Source organism: Streptomyces sp. AcH 505 (genome assembly GCF_000818175.1).
GTDB lineage: Bacteria > Actinomycetota > Actinomycetes > Streptomycetales > Streptomycetaceae > Streptomyces.
This window is the reverse complement of sequence record NZ_JTIY01000001.1, coordinates 3,802,350-3,821,986: the sequence shown is the minus strand read 5'-3', so window position 1 is coordinate 3,821,986 and position 19,637 is coordinate 3,802,350. Positions and strand designations below refer to the sequence as shown.

Genomic DNA, 19,637 nt, shown 5'->3' with positions numbered 1-19,637 from the left:
GCGTGTTCTTCGCGCTCCGCGCTGCGAACAAGAAGAACTTTAGCGTGGGACCAGCCGGAAAGTGAAATCCGGTCCCTTCGCAGCCCAGGGGCGGTTCAGTCGTCGTCGCCGAGGACCGGTTCGGGCAGGGTGCCGGCGTTGTGCTCCATCAGCCGCCAGCCGCGCGCACCCTCGCCGAGGACGGACCAGCAGCAGTTGGACAGCCCGCCGAGCCCTTCCCAGTGGTGCGATTCAAGACCGAGCAGCCGGCCGATCGTGGTGCGGATCGCGCCGCCGTGGCTGACCACGACGAGCGTGCCGCCCTCGGGCAGCTTCTCGGCGTGCCGGAGCACGACGGGCGCCGCCCGGTCGGCCACCTCGGTCTCCAGCTCACCGCCGCCGCGCCGCACGGACTCGCCGCGCTTCCAGGCGGTGTACTGCTCGCCGTAGCCGGCCAGGATCTCCTGGTGGGTCAGCCCCTGCCAGGCTCCCGCGTACGTCTCACGGAGCCCGGCGTCGTACGAGACACCGAGTCCGGTGACCGCCGCCAGCTCGGCCGCGGTGGCCGAGGCCCGCCGAAGGTCGGACGCGACGATCGCGTCCGGCTTCAGCGAGGCCAGCAGCCGGGCGGCCCTGCGCGCCTGGGAGACGCCGGTGACGGTCAGCTCGATGTCCGTGGAGCCCTGGAACCGGCCCTCGACGTTCCAGGCGGTCTGGCCGTGGCGCCACAGGACGATCTTGCGGCCCTTGCCGCTCCTGCTGCCGTTCAGCTCAGGTCTCCGTCCGCGTCACCCGCGACCCCCGCGGGCTCCTGTCCTGCCGGCTGCTGGTCCTTGCCGCGGGTCTTGACGGCGTCCTCGGGCAGGGCGATCTCGGGGCAGTCCTTCCACAGCCGCTCAAGGGCGTAGAAGACACGCTCCTCGCTGTGCTGGACGTGCACGACGATGTCGACGTAGTCGAGGAGGATCCAGCGCGCGTCCCGGTCGCCCTCGCGGCGTACCGGCTTGGCGCCCAGCTCCTTCTGGAGCCGCTCCTCGATCTCGTCGACGATCGACTTGACCTGGCGGTCGTTGGGCGCGGAGGCGAGCAGGAAGGCATCGGTGATGGAGAGCACATCGCTGACGTCGTACGCGATGATGTCGTTGCCGAGCCGGTCTGCCGCCGCCTGGGCGGCGGCGTTGACGAGCTCGATGGAGCGATCAGTAGCGGTCACAAGCAGGCTTTCGTCGACGGTCGTGGAAAACCCCAGGATCTCACGGACCGCCGACGGCCCGCACAACAAAACCACGGCGGGGCCGGTCAGGGCCCCGCCGTGGCTGTCGTCGAGCGGTACGGGGGCTACTCGGCCTGTGGCGCCTTGTAGTCCGTGCCGAGGACGATCGAGACGTCCGCCGTGGGCACCGCCGTGCCCTTCTTGACCGCGCTCGTCGGCAGTCCGAGCGTCTTGGCGGCCTCGACCGCCTGCGCCTTGTTCTTCTCGTCGCTGTACGTGACCTGCGACGACGTCACCGCGCTGCCCTTGCCCGCGTCCACGTAGCCGTAGCCCGCGTTGATCAGCGCGATCCGTGCCGAGTCCCCGGCCGCCTGCTTCCCGGTGGCGTTCTTCACGCCGATCCGGAGGGCCGAGCCCTGCTCGGGAGCGCTGACCGTGCCGCCGAGGATGTCCTTCACCACACCCTTGGACGCCTGCTCGCTGAGGGTGCCGTCCGGCTGGACCGGCAGCACCGTCGTCTTGTAGTCGCCTTCCTTGGCGTGCTTGGCGAGCTTGGCCAGCGAGGCGCCCAGATCCGCCTCCGTCATGGACGGGTCGAGGATCTGCGCCAGGGTCTGCACGGTGATCGTGGCGGCGTGCGGATCGTCGGACATCTTGCGCAGCACGGCCTGGAGCACCTGCCCGAACCGCTGCAGCTGCTTGTCCTCGGCCTCGCCCGGCGCCCGGTACGTGGCGTAGGCGACGGCCATCTTGCCGCTGAGCGTGCGGTTCTCGCCCTTCGTGACCTCGGGCGATTCGCCCTTCTTGGCTCCCGGCACGGTCACGTCGGTCGTCATGTCGATGTTGCCGACGAGTTCGACGAGGTTGTCCAGGTAAGGGGTGTCGAGCCGCCAGGTGCCGGTGACCTTGGTGCCGAGCAGCGTGCCGATGGCCTCGCGGGTGCCGTCCGAGCCGTCGTCGTCCACGGACTTGGCGAGCGTGGTGCTCGTACCGTCGTCGTTGGCGACGGAGAGGGAGTTGGGCAGCAGCACGGTGGTGCCCTGGCCGGTCGTGGTGTTGTTGACCAGCAGGGCCGTGGACGTGGCCTTGTCCTTCGTGTTGTGCAGATGGACGACGATCACGTCGCGCTTCTGCGCCCCCACCGCGACGTTCGCCTTCTTGTCCGGCGCGCCGACGCCCGGCAGCTTGCCCGCGTACCAGAGGTAGCCGACGCCGCCGGCGACCACCAGGACGACGGCGACGACGAGCGCGACGACGCGGTTGCGACCGCGGCGCTTGACCTCCTCGCGCCGCTCGGAGCGGCTCTCGCTGAACTTGAGCCAGTCGATGACGTCCTCGGAGTCCTCGTCGGGCTCCTCGATGAACGAGAACTGCTCGGTCCGGTAGTCGCGGTCCTGGTCGGGCCTGCGCTGTCCGGGGACGGCGGCGGGAGGCTGCTGCTCGGGGGCGGGCGCCTCGGCGGGCGCGGGCGCCTGCCGTTGCTGCTGCTGAGGCTGCGACGCCTGCTGCTGTTGCTGCTGCTGGGGGATGTCCCACTGGTGGGTGGTGTCGACCGCCGCCGGCTGCTGGCCCGTGTCGTAGCCGTAGCCGCCGTAACCCTGTTGCTGCGGCTGCTGTTGATGCTGTTGCTGGGGCTGCTGGGCATACGGGTCGTACTGCTGCGGAGCCTGCTGCGGCTGCTGGGTCTGCTGCGGCTGCTGCTGGTACACCGGCTGCCCGTAGGCGTCGTACTGCTGCTGGGGCTGCTGGGGCTGTTCGTACACAGCCTGCCCGTACTCGTCGTATCCGACGATCCGGGGCTGTCCGTAATACGGGTCGTACGGGTCGTACGGCTGCTGCTGGTCGTTCACCGGTGCCCCTCTCCGTGGCTCACTCGCCGCGGTACAACTGGCGCTTGTCGATGTAGCGCACCACACCGTCCGGAACCAGATACCAGACAGGATCGCCCTTCGCGACCCGCCCCCGGCAGTCGGTCGACGAGATCGCCAGCGCCGGGACCTCCACCAGGGAGACACCGCCCTTGGGCAGCCCGTCGTCGGTCAGGTCGTGGCCCGGCCGGGTGACCCCGATGAAGTGGGAGAGCGAGAACAGCTCTTCGTGGTCCCGCCAGGTGAGGATCTGTGACAGCGCGTCGGCGCCGGTAATGAAGAACAGGTCCGCTTCGTCGTTGGCGGACCGCAGATCCCGCAGGGTGTCGATCGTGTACGTCGGTCCGCCCCGGTCGATGTCGATACGGCTGACGGAGAACTGCGGGTTGGAGGCGGTCGCGATCACCGTCATCAGATAACGGTCCTCGGCCGGTGAGACCGCGTTCTTGCTCTTCTGCCACGGCTGACCTGTCGGTACGAACATCACCTCGTCGAGGTGGAACAGGGCGGCCACTTCACTGGCCGCCACCAGGTGTCCGTGATGGATCGGATCGAACGTGCCGCCCATGACGCCGAGTCGGCGCCTGCCCCGGCCGGCGCCGGAGCCGGAAACGGAATCAGAAGCGGAACCCGGGTCGGCGGGCGTTTGCTGCTCTCCCATGCGTGCAGAGCCTACTGGCACGGAGGTTCGACCCGGCCTCAGCGGTCGCGGTTGAAGCGGGTGGTGACCCACAGCAGGAGGAGCAGCACGAACAGCGCGCCCCCGCCGGTCAGATACGGGCTGAGGCTTTCGTGGTTGCCGCCGTGCTCTCCCTCGGCGAGAGTGACCAGGTTGGCTGCGGTGCCGGTGAGGCTCATCTTCAACAGGACCTTTTCGTCAGGGGTCGGTCGGGGGCTTCGCGCACATCGTATGCGGGCGCCCCGGGCACGCTCGTGCCGACTCAGTCGTTGGGGTCGTTGTCGGTGTCCTTGTCGCGGTATCCACGCAGCAGGAACCACGCGAGCAGGACTGCCCCGACCATGGAGACGAGCAGCACGATCCGCAGCGTATCGCCAGGACCATGGGTGTCCGATGCGGCGGCGGCCAGCAGTACGGCGGTTTCCGGCATGTCGGGTGTGCTCCTCGGTCTTTTTCAGCCCCCCGCCACACGGTAGTCCCAGCACCTAGGCTGGGATCCGGCAGGGGGACGGGCGTTGGACGCGTAAGAAACGACGCGTAAGAAACAGGGGGCATCCATGACGGAAAACGGTCACGAGGCAGCTCACGAGAATGTGCCGATGCGTAAGCGCAAGCGCTTCCCCGGCATTTCCTCCCGGGCCTACGAACATCCCGCCGACCGCTCGGCGCTGGTCGCGCTGCGCAAGCTCACCGGCTTCGACACGGTGTTCAAGGCGCTGAGCGGACTGCTGCCCGAGCGCAGCCTGCGGCTGCTGTTCCTCTCGGACTCCGTCCGGGTCAGCGAGGCGCAGTTCGCGCATCTGCACGCGATGCTGCGGGACGCCAGCTACATCCTGGACCTGGAGAAGGTCCCGGTGATGTACGTGGCGCAGGACCCCAAGCCCAACGCGATGTGCATCGGTCTCGACGAGCCGATCATCGTGCTGACGACGGGGCTCGTCGAGCTGCTGGACGAGGAGGAGATGCGGGCGGTCATCGGCCATGAGACGGGTCATGCGCTTTCCGGCCATTCTGTGTACCGCACGATCCTGCTCTTCCTCACCGGGCTCGCGCTCAAGGTCGCCTGGATCCCGCTCGGCAATGTCGCGATCATGGCGATCGTGACGGCGCTGCGCGAGTGGTTCCGTAAGTCGGAGCTGTCGGCCGACCGGGCCGGGCTGCTGGTCGGCCAGGACCTGCGGGCCTCGATGCGGGGCCTGATGAAGATCGCGGGCGGCAACCACCTGCACGAGATGAATGTGGACGCGTTCCTGGCGCAGGCCGAGGAGTACGAGCGCGGCGGCGACCTCCGGGACTCCGTGCTGAAGATCCTCAACGTGCTGCCGCGCTCGCACCCGTTCACCACGGTGCGCGCCGCCGAGCTGAAGAAGTGGGCGGAGAGCCGCGACTACCAGCGGATCATGGACGGCCACTACCCGCGCCGCGACGAGGACAAGGAAGCGTCGGTCACCGACTCGTTCCGTGACTCGGCCTCGCATTACGCGGGCACGGTGCGCGACAGCAAGGACCCGCTGATGAAGCTGGTCGGTGACATCGCGGGCGGCGCCGGGGATCTGGGCGGCAAGCTGCGCGGCAGGTTCACCGGCGGCGGCAACGGCAGCCGGCCCGGCACCGCGAAGACGGACGAGCCGAAGGCGGACGGCACGGAAGGCACCGAAGACACGGCGTAGAACGGGTCACGGACGGTGCCCCGGGCCCGGGGCTCTCAGGCGCACGGTCGCGCTCAGGAGGCCGCCGGGCTCGGCTCCGCCGCCGGGGCCAGTACGCCGCACAGCGACGCGTTCATCGCGCCTGTCGCGTACGGGTCGGTGCCGGCGGCGGGCGCGGTCGGCGCGGGATCACCGGCGAGCAGCGGCGTCATCCTGCCCGGCACGGCGGCCGAGCAGGACTGCGGCCCGGCCTGGACCTCGCTGAGCTGCAGTTCCGTACGGTGCTTCTGCAGATCCTCGGAGTCGAAGCCGAAGTGCAGTTCGCGGCGGACGGTGAACAGCGAGGCGTCCGGCAGGGCGGCGCTCGCCGCCGCCACCGGCCGCAGCGCGTAGACGAAGGTGTGGTTCGACGTCACCTGGAGCCGCTGGTCCGCCGTCTCGGCGTACTGGAGCGTGCCCTGGACCCGGATCGCCGCGGCCGTCGGCACGACCTTGGCGGCGTCGAAGCGTACGAGCCAGCCGAGCGCCGCGTGCAGACCGTCGTTGGCGGGCGAGGCGACGCTCCGGTCGAACTGCGCCGACTGGTCCGGGTCGAGCAGCACCCGTACCGGCCGTACGGACTGCCCGGTCAGCACCTCGGGGTCGAGCGAGGACGCCACGAGATAGTCCTTGGCGGTCGTCAGCGCCGCCACGACCTGGCTCGCCGAGTAGTGCGTCGTGCGCCGTACGTCGGGCAGCGTGATGCCGGAAGCCCCGGGACGGAACTGGGCGGCGGGGCTGTGTGCGAGGAGGTCCGCCGGGGTGCCGCCGGGGACGGTCCTGCGCGGTGCGAGCGGAACGACCGTCATCCGCAGCTGGCTGATGGCGCGGTTCCCCGAGCCCGTGGCCCGGTAGGGGTGGCGGACGCCCAGATAGATCGCGGTGCCGAAGGCCAGCGAGATCAGGACGAGCAGGGTGAAGATCTGCCGCGGTCCGCTCCTGACGACCCGCGACGGCAGGCTGCGTACGGCGTGGCCGCGCTCGCGCATGCGCTCCTGGGCCGAGAACTCCTGGAGGCGGGCAGCGCGAACAAACGATTCGTCGAAAACGATCGAACGGTATTCGTCGTCGCCGCCGGGGAGCCCGTCGGCGGCGCCGTCGGGCGTTCCATCCGGCGGGTCTCCGTGCCCTGTCATACTTTCAGGGTAGGTCAAGGTTGCTCTTGGTAAACGCGCTGCTACCGGTCAAGTTCCGACAAGGACGCGCTTCCCCGCTCGCCCGGCCGGTCAGTGGGTGCGGGGTACGGCGGAGACCGCGGGGGTCGGAAATTCGGCGGAGGCCGATGGGCCGTCCGAGCGCGGTGCGTCTATTCCCGTCGTCGCGGGGCGCGGCACCCGGTCCTGCCGACTGCCCGACGAGGCGCCGCGGTAGACGGCGGTGAAGGCGAGCGCGACCATCCCGATGCCCATGATCACGGCGAGCAGCCACGCCACGGGCCGGTGCCAGCGCGCCTGGCCGCGGTAGGGGCGCAGCGCGCCGCCGTGGCGTCCGTAAGGGCCTGTGGGGCTGTCGGGGTCGTCCGGGTCGTACTCGTCGTCGTACGCCCTGCTGTACTCCCGCCCCGGGCCGTACAGCTCCTCGTAGAGCTCGTCGTCCAGCTGGCCGCCGCCCGAGCGGGCCCTGGCGGCCTCCGCCTCGGCGCGGGCCTGAGCCGCCGCCAGCAGACGCTCCACGGCGCTCGGTTCATGGACGGTCGCCGAACGGATGAAGTCCTCGTCGAACACCACGGAGGCGAAGTCCTCGTCCGCGCCTCCGCGGTCGTCGTCAGGCTCCCAGCCGTCCGGGAACGGCTTGCCCCCCACGTCGTCCGGCACCGTTCCAGAGTAAACCTGTGGAGTCGCTTTGGGCAGGGAGAGTCGGAAGTCTCACCCCGCCCGGACGTCCGTACGAGGACGCGCCCTGCGGGCCGGCTACCGGGTGTGACCGTCGCCCGTGACGATGTACTTGGTCGACGTCAGCTCCGGCAGCCCCATGGGCCCACGGGCGTGCAGCTTCTGGGTGGAGATGCCGATCTCGGCGCCGAAGCCGAACTGGCCGCCGTCCGTGAACCGGGTGGACGCGTTCACGGCGACCGTCGTCGAGTCGACCAGCTGGGTGAACCGGCGGGCCGCCGCCTGCGACGTGGTGACGATCGCCTCGGTGTGGCCGGAGGACCAGAGCCGGATGTGGCCCACGGCCGCGTCCAGCGAGTCGACCACCGCCGCCGCGATGTCGTACGACAGGTACTCGGTCTCCCAGTCGTCCGCCGTGGCGGGGACGACCTTCGCCTTCGTCGCTTCGGCGTACGCCAGCACCCGCTCGTCGGCGTGCACGGTCACCCCGGCGTCGCCGAGCGCGTCGAGGGCGCGCGGCAGGAAGTCGGCCGCGATGTCCTGGTGGACCAGCAGGGTCTCCGCCGCGTTGCAGACGCTGGGCCGCTGCGCCTTGGAGTTGATCAGGATGTCGACGGCCATGGCGAGATCGGTCTCGGCGTCCACGTACACATGGCAGTTGCCCGTCCCGGTCTCGATGACGGGGACGGTGGACTCCTCGACGACGGTACGGATCAGCGAGGCGCCGCCGCGCGGGATCAGGACGTCGACCAGGCCGCGCGCCCGCATCAGCTCCCGTACGGCGTCCCTGCCCTCGCCGGGCACGAGCTGTACGGCGTCGGCGGGCAGCCCGGCGCCGCCGACGGCGTCGCGCAGGACCCGGACGAGCGCGGTGTTGGACGAAATGGCGGACGACGAGCCGCGCAGCAGCACCGCGTTGCCGGACTTCAGGCAGAGCGCCGCGGCGTCCACGGTGACGTTGGGGCGGGCCTCGTAGATGATCCCGACGACCCCGAGCGGCACCCTGACCTGCCGCAGGTCGATCCCGTTGGGGAGCGTCGAGCCCCGGACGACCTCGCCGACCGGGTCGGGCAGCGCCGCCACGTCCCGTACGTCACCCGCGATGGCGCGGATCCGCTCGGGGGTGAGGGTCAGCCGGTCGATGATCGCCTCGCTGGTGCCGGCTTCCCTGGCACGCTCCACGTCCTCGGCGTTGGCCGTGACGATCTCGTGCGTACGCACCTCCAGCGCGTCCGCGATCGCGAGCAGCGCGTCGTCCTTGGCCGCGCGCGGCAGTGGGGCGATGTCGGCGGCGGCCGACCTGGACCGGTAGGCGGCCCTGACGACAGGTGAGAGGTTGTCGTACGGCGAGAGCGAGGTCATGCCCGCAGGGTAGTGCGACTCCTGTGGGCGTTCCGCACATATCCCGTACTCCGAGACACCGGCGGCCGGGGTCCTGGCCGGCCGGGCTCGGCGGGACGGCTCAGAAGGGGTGCACCCCCACCGGCGCCGCCGGCGGCGGACCGTACCCCTCCGCTATCCGGAGGTGATACGTCTCACGGTCGATGACCTCCAGGCCGACGATCTCCCAGGGCGGCAGTTTCGCCGTGGAGCGGTGCTCGCCCCACAGCCGCAGCGCGACAGCGGCGGCGTCGTGCAGGTCCCTGGCCTCTTCCCAGTAGCGGATCTCCGCGTGGTCGTTGGCGTATCTGCTGGTCAGCAGGAAGGGATGGTCGTGGGCGAGCTGTTCGAGCGCGCGCCTGACCTCGGTCAGCGGCGCCTCGCCGCCGGAGACGCTGAGGGTGATGTGCCACAGCTTCGACATCTGGCGCTCTTCCCCCCCGGACGTCGGGCGCCGGCCGCGCTTCGGACATCTGCTCGTCGTCGAAATCGTCCCCCGCCTGGACGCTGGTGAGCGCCCGTTCCTGGCCGACCGCTCCCGGGCGAACTCGCCTCACCGGCGGCCTCCTGTTGCTGCTCATCGTGCTACCCCGTTCGGTACCCCCGAGACTTCCTACCCCCGAGACAAAGTTGACCAGTCCTTCGGTGGACGCGGGGTGGTTTTGCTAAAGCTCCGACGGAGAAGACCGGAGTTTCAGCCGAACCGGGGGCGCTCCAGGGGCGCTTCAGGGGCGGAGGATCACCAGATCGTCCCTGTGTACGACCTCGCGCTCGTAGGCGGGCCCGAGTTCGCGTGCCAGGTCGCGGGTGGAGCGGCCGAGGAGCTGCGGGATCTCCTTGGCGTCGAAGTTGACGAGGCCGCGCGCGACGGCGCTGCCCGCGGGGTCGCGCAGCTCGACGGGGTCGCCCGCGCTGAACTCCCCCTCGACGGCGGCGATCCCGGCGGCCAGCAGTGAGCTGTGCCGCTCGACGACGGCCCGTACGGCGCCTTCGTCGAGGGTGAGCGCGCCGCGCGGCGCGGAGGCGTGCGCGAGCCACAGCAGCCGGCCGGCCGAGCGGCGTCCGGTGGCGTGGAAGTACGTGCCGGTGTCGCGTCCCGCGAGCCCGTCGGCGGCGTGGCTGGCCGAGGTCAGCACGACGGGCACGCCCGCGGCGGCCGCGATCCTGGCCGCCTCGACCTTGGTGGCCATCCCGCCGGTGCCGAGCCCGGCCTTGCCCGTGCTGCCGATGGAGATGCCGGCCAGGTCGGCAGGGCCGTGCACCTCGGCGATCCGGGAGGTGCCCGCCGTGCTCGGGTCGCCGTCGTACAGGCCGTCGACGTCGGAGAGCAGGACAAGCAGGTCGGCCCGGACGAGATGGGCGACGAGCGCGGCGAGCCGGTCGTTGTCGCCGAAGCGGATCTCGTCGGTGGCGACGGTGTCGTTCTCGTTGACGACGGGCACGACGCCCATCCCGAGGAGCTGGTCGAAGGTGGCGTACGCGTTGCGGTAGTGGGCGCGGCGGCTGGTGTCGTCGGAGGTCAGCAGCACCTGCCCGACCCGTACGCCGTAGCGCGCGAACGACGCGGTGTAGCGGGCCACCAGCAGCCCCTGGCCGACGCTGGCGGCGGCCTGCTGGCGGGCCAGGTCCCTGGGGCGCCGGGGGAAACCGAGCGGGGCGAGTCCTGCGGCGATGGCACCGCTGGAGACCAGCACGATCTCCTTCTCGCCGCCGCCCCGCACGGCGGCGAGCGCGTCCACGAGCGCGTCGACCCGGTCGGCGTCGAGCCCGCCCGCCGCGGTGGTGAGTGACGAGGAGCCGACCTTGACGACGATCCGGTGGGCCCCCGCCACCACGTCCTGCCGTGTCACTGCGTCCTGTCGTGCCGCTGCCACGTGCGCTGCCTCTGCTCTCGCTGTCCGGTCCGCGTCCCGGCTGAGCAGCGTACGCGCACCTCAGTGCGCGGCGGCGCGGCCTTTCAGGGGGTGGACAGTCCGGTCCTGAAGGCGACGCAGTCCTCGTAGCGGGGCAGCAGACCCTGCCGCTCGGCCTCGGCGAGTGTGGGCGCCTCGGCGTCCTTCGGCGACAGGAGCGGGGTGATGTCCTGCGGCCAGTCGATCGCGAGGTCCGGGTCGAGCGGGTCGATGCCGTGCTCGCGGGTGGGCGCGTAGCCCTCGGAGCAGAGGTAGACCACGGTCGCGTCGTCGGTCAGCGCGAGGAACGCGTGTCCCAGCCCTTCGGAGAGGTAGACCGCGTGATGGGTCTCGCTGTCCAGCCGGACGATCTCCCACTGCCGGTACGTCGGCGAGCCGACCCGGATGTCCACGATCAGGTCGAGGACGGCGCCGCTCACGCATTTCACGTACTTGGCCTGGCTGGGCGGCACATCGGCGTAGTGGATGCCCCGGAGCGTGCCGCGCCGGGAGACGGAGCAGTTGGCCTGGGCGAGGTTCAGGTCGTGGCCTGTGGCCTCGCGGAAGCCGGGTGCCTGGAACCACTCGTGGAAGGAACCCCGGTCGTCGGGGAAGATCTTCGGCTCGTGTACCCAGGCGCCTTCGATGGACAGAGGTCGCATAGTGCGTGCTTTTCCTCGGCTCGGTTTTCCGTGGTTCGGGATCTGCCGCCGGTCGGGCCCGGCGTCGGTGGGTCGGTCAGGACCTGACGAGCGCGCGGCGGATACGGCCGAGCACCCGGCGCGGCAGGGAGCGTGCCGTGGCCCGCTTGCGGCCGGTGCCGGCGAGCTGCGCGGCGGGCAGCGCCGTCGCCCTGCCGTGCTTGGCGACCCGCAGGCCGACCGGCAGCAGGGTGAAGCGCGGGGCGCCGCGCTTCGCTGACGGCAGGCCCAGCTCGATCTCCCAGTCCCGTCCGGCGAGCAGGGTCGCGGGCAGTTCGGCGGTGAGGACGGCGCCCTCGCCGGCGGGGGCGAGGACGGCCGGGACCTGCACGTCGTCCGAGCGGGCCGGTGCCTTGAACCGCAGCGTGGCGTCGGTGTCGCCGGTCACCCGCAGCGGCAGCGGGAAGGACAGCCGCGCGGCCGAGCCGCGTTCGGTCTTCAGGGTGACGCCGTCGGGGGTCAGCGCCCTGACGTCGGCGTTGAACCGGTTGGTCGCGTGGTCGACATCGAGCGACAGGTTGTTGTACGGGTCGGTCCAGTACGGCAGGACGAGCCGGGCCGGCGTCCCGCTGAGCGCTCCCCGCCGGGCCGTGTCGACGGAGCCGGCGCGCAGCGAGCCGAGCCGGGCCGTCTTGCCCCAGCCGCAGGCGTTGACCCGTACGTAGAAGTCCCAGATGCCGGGGCCGAGCGGCGAGCCGCCGGCGGCGGTCTCCGGGTCGAGGTACGACGTGGCGCGCAGCAGCAGCCGGAAGTGGGTGTCGTCGGCGCCGTCCGGCGCGGGCACCCGCTCACGGACCAGTTCTGCGGGCAGGTAGAACTCGGCGGCCGTGGTGCGTTCCCGTACGACGATGCTGGCGTCGGCCTGGTCGACCGTGGCGCGGGTGCTGGCCCCGGCCGCGCGTACCGCTTCGAGGGTCGCCGCGTCGAACGGGAGGTTGAGCTGGTCCTCGCCGTCCTCGGTGCGGAAGGTGATCGGGGCGTGCGCGACCTCGTACTCGGCGGTGACGCGGAGGTTGAGCCTGCCGCCGTCCCAGCTCATCTCCTCCAGCCGCCCGGTGGGCCTGATCTCCCCTTCCCAGCGGGCGAGTTCCTCGGTCTCGGCGAACTTGCCCGCGGCGACGAGCGCGGCGACGATCTGCTGCGTGGGCTGCATGCCGGCGGCGATGGCGGGGCTGGTCATGCGCTCGTTGACCACGGCGCTGATCTCGTCGAACAGCTCTTTGCGGTAGTCGTCGGGCAGGGTCGTCAGGCGGGTGCCGCGCAGCCGTTCCACCATCTCGTTGCGCAGCCAGCGGCGGTAGAGCTTGTCCCGCAGCGGGCCCGGCTGCGTGTTGCGTTCGACGACGTCGAGCGCCTCGCGGAGATTCGTGAAGTAACCCACCGGATCGAATCGCTGGAACCCCGCGTTGGAGGCGTCCTCACGCTTTACGTGGTAATAACACACGTAATCGCTGAGCACCGCGACGCTGGAGGCGAGCAGATAGGTCTCGGCGACGAAGACATGGTCCTCAAGGCGCCTGCGACCCTCCTTGAATCGAATCGCGTGCTTGTCGAGGAAATCTTTGCGAAACATTTTGTGGGGCGTGAGACTGTCGATCAGCGGCGCATTGTCGACGTTGGCACGCGGCCGATTGACCCGGAAGAGCTGGAGGGGAACGGGCCTGCCTTTCCCTGCCATCTTTCCGATGATCACATCCGCCTCGTTGGCGACGCCGTACTCGTACATGCGCTCAAGGGCCTCGTCGCCGAGCCAGTCGTCGTTGTCGACGAACATGACGAACTCGCCGCGAGCGGCGGCGATTCCGACATTGCGGGGCTTGCCGGACCAGCCGGACGGCTCCTGATGAATGACCTGCACATGCTCGTGCTCGGCGGCCAGTTGGTCGAGCCGGGCGGGGGTCTCGTCGGTGGAGCCGTCGTTCACGAAGATCGCTTCGTATTCGTCGTCCGGCAGGCTCTGGCGCAGAAGGGACTCGATGCAGTCCTCGATGTACCGGCCCGGGTTGTACACCGGAATGACCACACTGACCTTGACCGACATTGAACAAGCCCCAACTCGTCAGAAGGCGCCCCGACGTCTGACTCCGGGATCACGTTCGGTCAGAATATCCCCCGGATCCCGGGCGGACTAATTGCGCCCTCACTCCCGCACACTTCCGTCACGTGGCGATCAAGCCCAACGCGCGGCGGGGCGGGCGGAGCTGAAAGACCGCCGGGACCGATGGTGCTAATCGGCCCCGGCGGTCACTTACGGCGCGACGGACACGTTCAGTGTCCGACCGACTCGATCTGCCGGCGCAGCTGCGTGAATGTCGAGCGCGGGCGGCGCAGGTCGCGTGCGCGCGAGAGCTGGCGCCAGAAGCTCGCGCCGAGCAGGGTCTCCGGAGCGACGGCGTTCTTGCGGACGAGCGTCTCGTCGGGGACCGCCTGCGGGTCCGGGACGACGTACTCCTTGATGATGTCGTCGTAGTTGTCCTTGAGGACGGTGTTCGTCGGGTCCATCCCGAAGATCACCAGGACGCCGGTGGGCGCCGTGTCGACCTCGACCACCAGCAGGTCGGGGCGGAAGCGGCGGAGCACCTGGGCGACCTTGTAGACGTCGCCGGTCCAGGCGTCGGTGTGCCGGTCGCGCGCGGCCTCGTCGATGTTGCGGGGCAGCATGTCGTCGAGCACGACGACGCTGGACCAGCGGGCGTGGCGCTCGACGTTCATGAAGTCGCGCAGGGCGAACTCGAACAGGTGCATGCCGTCGATGAACGACAGCTCCAGCGTCGGGTCGCCGCCGAGGAGCGCGAGGGGGTCCTTGCGGGCCAGCGCGCGGAACGGGTTACGGCCGGGACGCAGGTGCAGCAGCGGGTCCTTGCGGGCGAAGAAGTCGTCGCTCGTCGCGCGCACCAGATGGACGTCGCAGCTGAGCGCCTTCACGACCTTGAAGGCGGGGTCCACTGCGACGGAGGGGACGCGGGACAGCGCCAGGCTGCGCCCGTCGTTGACCCCGATCTCCAGGTAGTTGCGGGGTTTGTAGACGCGGTGCAGTTGGCGCAGGAAGCCGTGGCGGTCCACTGAGGTGCCCTTCACTGAGAATCAAACATGGAAGCCTTGATTCTGAGCGAAGTTAGCCCCTCGGCGGACAGCACGTAAACTTCTACTGGCCAGTAACCGTACTTCGGCCCTCTGCGGCGAGCAGCGCGGGGAACGCTTCCCCCAGCGCGACCTGCCAGTTCCGCATCGGAATGAGATCAGCCTCACGCCAGCGATCGTGTCCGAGCACGCTGTACGCCGGGCGAGGCGCGGGGCGTACGAACTCGGCGCTGGTAGTCGGCCGCACCCGGTCCGGATCGGCGCCGAGCAGCCGGAAGATCTCCTGGGTCAGCCCGAACCAGGTCGTCTCCCCGGCGCTGGTGCCGTGGTACACCCCGGCCGGCGCGCTGCCCGCGAGGGCCGCTTCACCGAGGTCGCTCAGCCGCTCGGCCAGATCCACCGTCCAAGTGGGCTGACCGCGCTGGTCATTCACCACATCGAGTGTGTCCTTGACCGCTTCGAGCCGCATCATCGTTCGGACGAAATTGCCGCCGCCCGCGCCGTACAGCCATGCCGTACGGACGACGTAGCCCGTCTGCGGCAGCACGTCGAGCACGGCGCGCTCCCCGGCCTCCTTCGTACGGCCGTAGGCGCTGCGCGGGTCGGTGGGGGCGTCCTCCGCGTACGGCTTCACGGCGTCGCCCGCGAACACGTAGTCCGTGGAGACCTGGAGCAGGACGGCGCCGGCCTCGCGGCACGCCTCGGCGAGCACCCGCGGCCCTGTCCCGTTCACGGCGAGCGCCTGGTCCTCCTTGGCCTCCGCGTCGTCAACGGCCGTCCAGGCGGCGCAGTTGACGACCAGTGCGGGGCTGTGCGCCGCCAGGGCGGCCCGTACGGCGGCCGGGTCGGTGATGTCCAGGGCGGTGCGGTCCAGACCGACAGCGGGCGCTCCGACGGCCGCCCTGCGGGCCAGCAGATCCTGACCCAGCATGCCGCCGGCTCCGGTGACCAGCCAGCTGCCGCTCACGCCCGTACCGCCGCGGCCGGGGCGAGCGCCGCGCGCTCCTTCAGCGGTTCCCACCAGTCCCGGTTGTCGCGGTACCAGCGGACGGTCTCGGCGAGGCCGGTGGCGAAGTCCTTGCGGGGCTCGTAGCCCAGCTCGTCGCGGATCTTGGCGCAGTCCACGGAGTAGCGGCGGTCGTGGCCCTTGCGGTCGGTCACGTACTCGACGCTGGTGTCCCAGTCGGCGCCGCAGGCGTCCAGCAGGAGGCCCGTCAGCTCCTTGTTGGACATTTCCGTGCCGCCGCCGATGTTGTAGACCTCACCGGCCTTCCCCTTCGTACGGACCAGCTCGATGCCCTGCACGTGGTCGTCGATGTGCAGCCAGTCCCGCACGTTCCCGCCGTCGCCGTACAGCGGGACCTTCTTGCCGTCCAGCAGGTTCGTGATGAACAGCGGGATGACCTTCTCGGGGAAGTGGTGGTGCCCGTAGTTGTTGGAGCAGCGGGTCACCCGCACGTCGAGGCCGTGGGTGCGGTGGTACGACAAAGCGATCAGATCGCTGGACGCCTTCGCCGCCGAATAGGGCGAGTTGGGCGCCAGCGGGTCCGTCTCGGGCCAGGAGCCCTCGTCGATCGAGCCGTACACCTCGTCGGTGGAGATGTGCACGAAGGTCTTGATCCCGGCGCGGTGCGCGGCGTCGATCAGGGTGTGGGTGCCCACCACGTTCGTCCGGACGAACTCGGCGCCGCCGTCGATGGACCGGTCGACGTGCGACTCCGCGGCGAAGTGCACCACCTGGTCGTGGTCGGCCATCAGCTTGCCGACCAGCTCCGGGTCGCAGATGTCGCCCTCGACGAAGGAGAAGCCGGGGTGGGCGCGCACCTCGTCGAGATTGGCGGGGTTGCCCGCGTAGGTGAGCTTGTCGAGGACGGTGACGGCGACATCGCCCGGCCCCTGCGGGCCGAGGACCGTACGGACGTAGTGCGAGCCGATGAAGCCGGCGCCGCCGGTCACCAGGATGCGGGTGGGCGTCGCGGAAGTCGTCATGAAGAGATCTGCACCTTGCTGTGGTCGCCGAGGACGAGTCGGTGGACGGACGGGTTGCGGGGGGCGGGGGTCACCTCGACGTTGCGGCCGATCAGGGAGGTCTCGACACGGCGCACACCGACGATGGAGGAGTCCCGCAGCACGATCGAGTACTCGATCTCGCTGTCGTTGATGGTGCACCCCTCGGAGACCGAGGTGAAGGGGCCGACGTACGCGTCGCAGACGACCGTGCCGGCGCCGATGATCGCGGGTCCCACGATGCGGCTGCCGGTGACCTTGGCGCCCTTCTCGATCCTGACCCGGCCCACGATCTCGCTGGCCTCGTCGACCGTGCCCTCGCAGCTCGGCTCCAGCCGCTCCAGCACCGAGCGGTTGACCTCCAGCATGTCCGTGACGTTCCCGGTGTCCTTCCAGTACCCGGAGATCGTCGTGGACCGTACGTCCCGCCGCTGGTCGATCAGCCACTGGATGGCGTGGGTGATCTCCAGCTCGCCGCGCCAGGACGGCTCGATGGAGCGCACCGCCTCGTGGACGGCAGGGGTGAAGAGATAGACGCCGACGAGCGCCAGATCGCTCTTGGGCTTCTCCGGCTTCTCCTCCAGGGCCACGACCCGGCCGTCGGCGTCGAGTTCCGCGACACCGAAGGAGGTCGGGTTGGGCACCCGGGTCAGCAGGATCTGGGCCTCGGGGCGCTCCTCGCGGAAGCCGTCCACCAGCCCGGTGATGCCGCCGACGATGAAGTTGTCACCGAGGTACATGACGAAGTCGTCGTCGGCGAGGAAGTCGCGGGCGATCAGGACGGCGTGGGCGAGGCCCAGCGGCGCCTCCTGCTGGAGGTAGGTGACCTTGATCCCGAACTGCGAGCCGTCGCCGACCGCCTCCTGGATCTCCTCGGCCGTGTCGCCGACGATCACCCCCACTTCGGTGATGCCCGCCTCGGCGATGGCCTCCAGGCCGTAGAAGAGCACCGGCTTGTTCGCCACGGGGACGAGCTGTTTGGCCGAGGTGTGCGTGATGGGGCGCAGGCGGGTACCCGCTCCACCGGAAAGTACGAGAGCCTTCACTATGCGTATCCCCTGCCGAGAATGACGTTGCGGTCCGGGCGTCGCCCGGCAGTCCGACTTTACCCACGATTTCCGGCGCGGCCATGAGCCGTATCCCCGGCAGTGGGTCTTCCGGCCGCCCCGTACGGTCGATTGTTGACGTCAACTCATGCTGCAACAGACCGAATTGGCTCGCCAAACCGACCCTACGTCAGTCGGCCGGCGAGCACTCGCCACGCGTCAAGCCGACGCGGACACGCCCCGTAGCCGGGTACGGAGCCGGCGGGCCACCCTGCGCGCCATGGAGGTGCGCCCGACGATCCCCTTCGACGGTTCCACCCGCTCGTCGCCCACCTTCTCGGCCACGGTGACCTCGTACGCGGCGTCCGGGATGCCGGCCTTGCGGCTCCTGAAGTGCGGGTAGGCGAGGTACGGCGTGCGCTCGCGGCCCCTGCGCACCACCTCGGGCACCTTCTTCGCCGTCATGAACTCGACCACGTCCATCAGCACGTCGAGCCGGCCCAGCGCGACGCATTCGAGTCTCAGCCGGTCGGCGACCCGCAGCCGCTTCGCGACACCCGGGGTCCAGTAGCGCTCCATCAACGGGGCGGCCAGCTCCATCTTCTGCTGTCTGACCTCCTCGGACTCCCGCAGCAGCTGGTGCTTGAACTGCTGGACCAGCGTGACGGTGAACGGCCTGACCAGCAGCTTCTCCGTCTTCGAACCGGGCGCGGCATGCTCGGTGATCAGTTTCATCAGGGCGGCTGCCGACTCGAACCTGTCGACGTGGCTGCCGCTCTGCGTCGCGTGCTTGCCGTCCGTACGGCCGACCAGGTAGTAGCAGGTGTAGTCGGCGACCACCGACACACCGTTGCCGCACAGGAACGCCTCCATGGTGAACACGGCGTCCTCGCCGGTGCGCAGCGTCTCGTCGAAGCGCATGCCGCGGCGTACGAGCAGCTCGCGCCGGAAGAGCTTCTGGGCGCTCAGCGCGTACATGATCCGGGAGTTGTAGATGTTGACGCGCTCGGTCGTACGGGTCCACATCGACCGGGGAGCCACCCGGTTGACGCCCTCCGCCTTGCCGGCCACTACGTCGGTACCGGCCTTGTCCGCCATGGCGACCAGCCGCTCCAGCGCCTCGGGACCCAGGTAGTCGTCGGCGTCGAGGAAGAAGACGAACCGGCCGCGCGCCATGCCCAGGCCCACGTTGCGCGGTCCGCTGGGACCTCCGGAGTTGGCCTGGTGCAGCACCCTCGTCGGGATGGCCGAGTCGGCGGCGAAGCTGTCCAGGTACTCCGCCGTGCCGTCGGTGGAGCCGTCGTCGACGGCGACGATCTCGATGCGGTCGGCGTCCAGCGTCTGGGCTGCCACCGACTCCAGGCAGCGGGTCAGATAGGGCATCGCTTCGTATGCCCCAATGATCACGCTTACGTCAGGAGCTGGCATGTTATTCATCAAATCTCAAGACAGGATGAACGCAATGTTGGTTGTCCTGTCATCTCCTCAGTCTGTGTGAGGCCTGTCACAAGGGGCCGCGATCACGCCCGCTATGACCAGTACCGCACGAAAAAACCGGCGGCGCCGTCCGAGGACGGCACCGCCGGGTTCCGCGCCTACCGGGACGCTCAGCCCCCTACGGGCGAGTCGTGCGAGTTCCGCTCGCTGTCCGCCGACGGGTCGTCCGAGTCCGCCGGGTCCGCCTCCGGCGCCGAGTCGTCGAGACCCGCCGCCTCCTCGGGCTCCGCCAGCCGCTTGCGCACACCCACGTTGCGCACCTCGGCCTTCTCGGCCAGTGCGGCCACAGCGGCGTCGAACTGCTCCATCGACGTCGGCTCGTCGGGACCGAGCAGATAGCGCTTCAGCTCGGCCCTGCGCTCGGTGAGCGGGTCGGATGCCGGGTCGGCGACAGCCGCCAGCAGCTCGTCCAGCTCCTGCGCGCTGTTGGACAGGATCACGGCGGCCCGTACGGCGGTGTTCTGCCGCTTGAACTCCTCGGCGCCCAGTGCCGCCGAGTCGGTGACCGCGTACGGCTTGCCGCTCGCGATGAAGTCCGACACCACGCTGGAGATGTCCGAGACCATGCCGTCGGTCTCGTTGAAGCAGTCGTACAGCTTGGGCTCGGCGCCGGTGACGACCTTGTGCTCCCACCAGCCGAAGGAACGCCAGTAGGCGGCGTTCCACTCGTCACGCAGCCGCTTGGCCTCGTCGAGCCGGTCCTGGTCGGCGAGGGCGACCCGCGACCCCTCCGACTCGTCCCCGCCGGACCGGCCGGGCGCCGTCAGCTCGGCG

Annotated in this window: 18 protein-coding genes and 2 pseudogenes; 1 reads left to right on the top strand and 19 read right to left on the bottom strand. The window is 70.0% G+C overall.

What is annotated here, in order from left to right; genetic code table 11:
* Positions 1 to 95: 95 nt before the first annotated feature.
* From HY68_RS17445 to HY68_RS43810, 6 genes are all read right to left on the bottom strand, one after another.
* Positions 96 to 749: a histidine phosphatase family protein gene (locus HY68_RS17445; RefSeq protein WP_041989879.1), complete on the bottom strand. Its 654-nt coding sequence runs from the start codon at positions 747 to 749 to the stop codon at positions 96 to 98.
* Positions 746 to 1,192, bottom strand: a complete 447-nt coding sequence (gene rsfS / locus HY68_RS17440) for a ribosome silencing factor (RefSeq protein WP_041989876.1) — start codon at positions 1,190 to 1,192, stop codon at positions 746 to 748. The genes HY68_RS17445 and rsfS overlap by 4 nt, the downstream gene beginning before the upstream one ends.
* 125 nt (positions 1,193 to 1,317) lie before the next feature.
* Positions 1,318 to 3,042, bottom strand: a complete 1,725-nt coding sequence (locus HY68_RS17435) for an LCP family protein (RefSeq protein ID WP_041989873.1) — start codon at positions 3,040 to 3,042, stop codon at positions 1,318 to 1,320.
* A gap of 19 nt (positions 3,043 to 3,061) precedes the next feature.
* Positions 3,062 to 3,721, bottom strand: coding sequence for a nicotinate-nucleotide adenylyltransferase (nadD, locus tag HY68_RS17430; protein ID WP_078863655.1), 660 nt, complete (start codon positions 3,719 to 3,721; stop codon positions 3,062 to 3,064).
* Positions 3,722 to 3,759: 38 nt separating this feature from the next.
* The gene (locus HY68_RS43815; protein WP_041996392.1) at positions 3,760 to 3,918 is read right to left on the bottom strand and encodes a hypothetical protein; all 159 of its coding nucleotides are present in this window, start codon (positions 3,916 to 3,918) and stop codon (positions 3,760 to 3,762) included.
* Between the two features lie 83 nt (positions 3,919 to 4,001).
* Positions 4,002 to 4,169 (bottom strand): hypothetical protein, encoded by a 168-nt coding sequence (locus HY68_RS43810; protein WP_041989867.1) that lies wholly within the window; start codon positions 4,167 to 4,169, stop codon positions 4,002 to 4,004.
* Between the two features lie 127 nt (positions 4,170 to 4,296).
* On the opposite strand from HY68_RS43810, the gene HY68_RS17415 reads away from it, so the two are divergent.
* Entirely contained in the window at positions 4,297 to 5,409 is a 1,113-nt protein-coding gene (locus HY68_RS17415; RefSeq protein WP_041989864.1) for a M48 family metallopeptidase, read from the top strand.
* Positions 5,410 to 5,462: 53 nt separating this feature from the next.
* Here HY68_RS17415 and HY68_RS17410 read toward each other — a convergent pair whose 3' ends face one another.
* From HY68_RS17410 to HY68_RS45210, 13 genes and pseudogenes are all read right to left on the bottom strand, one after another.
* The gene (locus HY68_RS17410) at positions 5,463 to 6,563 is read right to left on the bottom strand and encodes a hypothetical protein (protein ID WP_041989862.1); all 1,101 of its coding nucleotides are present in this window, start codon (positions 6,561 to 6,563) and stop codon (positions 5,463 to 5,465) included.
* 90 nt (positions 6,564 to 6,653) lie between these two features.
* The gene (locus tag HY68_RS17405; protein ID WP_041989858.1) at positions 6,654 to 7,241 is read right to left on the bottom strand and encodes a hypothetical protein; all 588 of its coding nucleotides are present in this window, start codon (positions 7,239 to 7,241) and stop codon (positions 6,654 to 6,656) included.
* A gap of 96 nt (positions 7,242 to 7,337) precedes the next feature.
* The gene (locus tag HY68_RS17400) at positions 7,338 to 8,621 is read right to left on the bottom strand and encodes a glutamate-5-semialdehyde dehydrogenase (protein WP_041989856.1); all 1,284 of its coding nucleotides are present in this window, start codon (positions 8,619 to 8,621) and stop codon (positions 7,338 to 7,340) included.
* Positions 8,622 to 8,721: 100 nt separating this feature from the next.
* Positions 8,722 to 9,220, bottom strand: a pseudogene (locus HY68_RS17395) (hypothetical protein).
* A gap of 144 nt (positions 9,221 to 9,364) precedes the next feature.
* The gene (gene proB, locus HY68_RS17390) at positions 9,365 to 10,471 is read right to left on the bottom strand and encodes a glutamate 5-kinase (protein ID WP_041996389.1); all 1,107 of its coding nucleotides are present in this window, start codon (positions 10,469 to 10,471) and stop codon (positions 9,365 to 9,367) included.
* Positions 10,472 to 10,596: 125 nt separating this feature from the next.
* On the bottom strand, positions 10,597 to 11,193 hold the full coding sequence (gene rfbC, locus HY68_RS17385; protein ID WP_041989852.1) for a dTDP-4-dehydrorhamnose 3,5-epimerase: 597 nt from the start codon (positions 11,191 to 11,193) through the stop codon (positions 10,597 to 10,599).
* 76 nt (positions 11,194 to 11,269) lie between these two features.
* Positions 11,270 to 13,273, bottom strand: coding sequence for a glycosyltransferase (locus HY68_RS17380; RefSeq protein ID WP_041989849.1), 2,004 nt, complete (start codon positions 13,271 to 13,273; stop codon positions 11,270 to 11,272).
* Between the two features lie 227 nt (positions 13,274 to 13,500).
* On the bottom strand, positions 13,501 to 14,295 hold the full coding sequence (locus HY68_RS17375) for a methyltransferase type 11 (protein WP_041989846.1): 795 nt from the start codon (positions 14,293 to 14,295) through the stop codon (positions 13,501 to 13,503).
* Positions 14,296 to 14,377: 82 nt separating this feature from the next.
* Positions 14,378 to 15,280: a dTDP-4-dehydrorhamnose reductase gene (gene rfbD / locus HY68_RS17370; RefSeq protein ID WP_078863654.1), complete on the bottom strand. Its 903-nt coding sequence runs from the start codon at positions 15,278 to 15,280 to the stop codon at positions 14,378 to 14,380.
* A complete protein-coding gene (gene rfbB, locus HY68_RS17365; RefSeq protein WP_041989844.1) occupies positions 15,277 to 16,302 on the bottom strand; it encodes a dTDP-glucose 4,6-dehydratase in 1,026 nt (341 codons plus the stop codon). Before rfbB ends, rfbD begins: the two co-directional genes overlap by 4 nt.
* Positions 16,299 to 17,366, bottom strand: coding sequence for a glucose-1-phosphate thymidylyltransferase (locus HY68_RS17360; RefSeq protein ID WP_041989841.1), 1,068 nt, complete (start codon positions 17,364 to 17,366; stop codon positions 16,299 to 16,301). Before HY68_RS17360 ends, rfbB begins: the two co-directional genes overlap by 4 nt.
* 219 nt (positions 17,367 to 17,585) lie before the next feature.
* Positions 17,586 to 18,803, bottom strand: coding sequence for a glycosyltransferase family 2 protein (locus HY68_RS17355; RefSeq protein ID WP_041989838.1), 1,218 nt, complete (start codon positions 18,801 to 18,803; stop codon positions 17,586 to 17,588).
* A gap of 170 nt (positions 18,804 to 18,973) precedes the next feature.
* Positions 18,974 to 19,637 (bottom strand): annotated as a pseudogene (locus tag HY68_RS45210) (hypothetical protein); the annotation flags it as partial.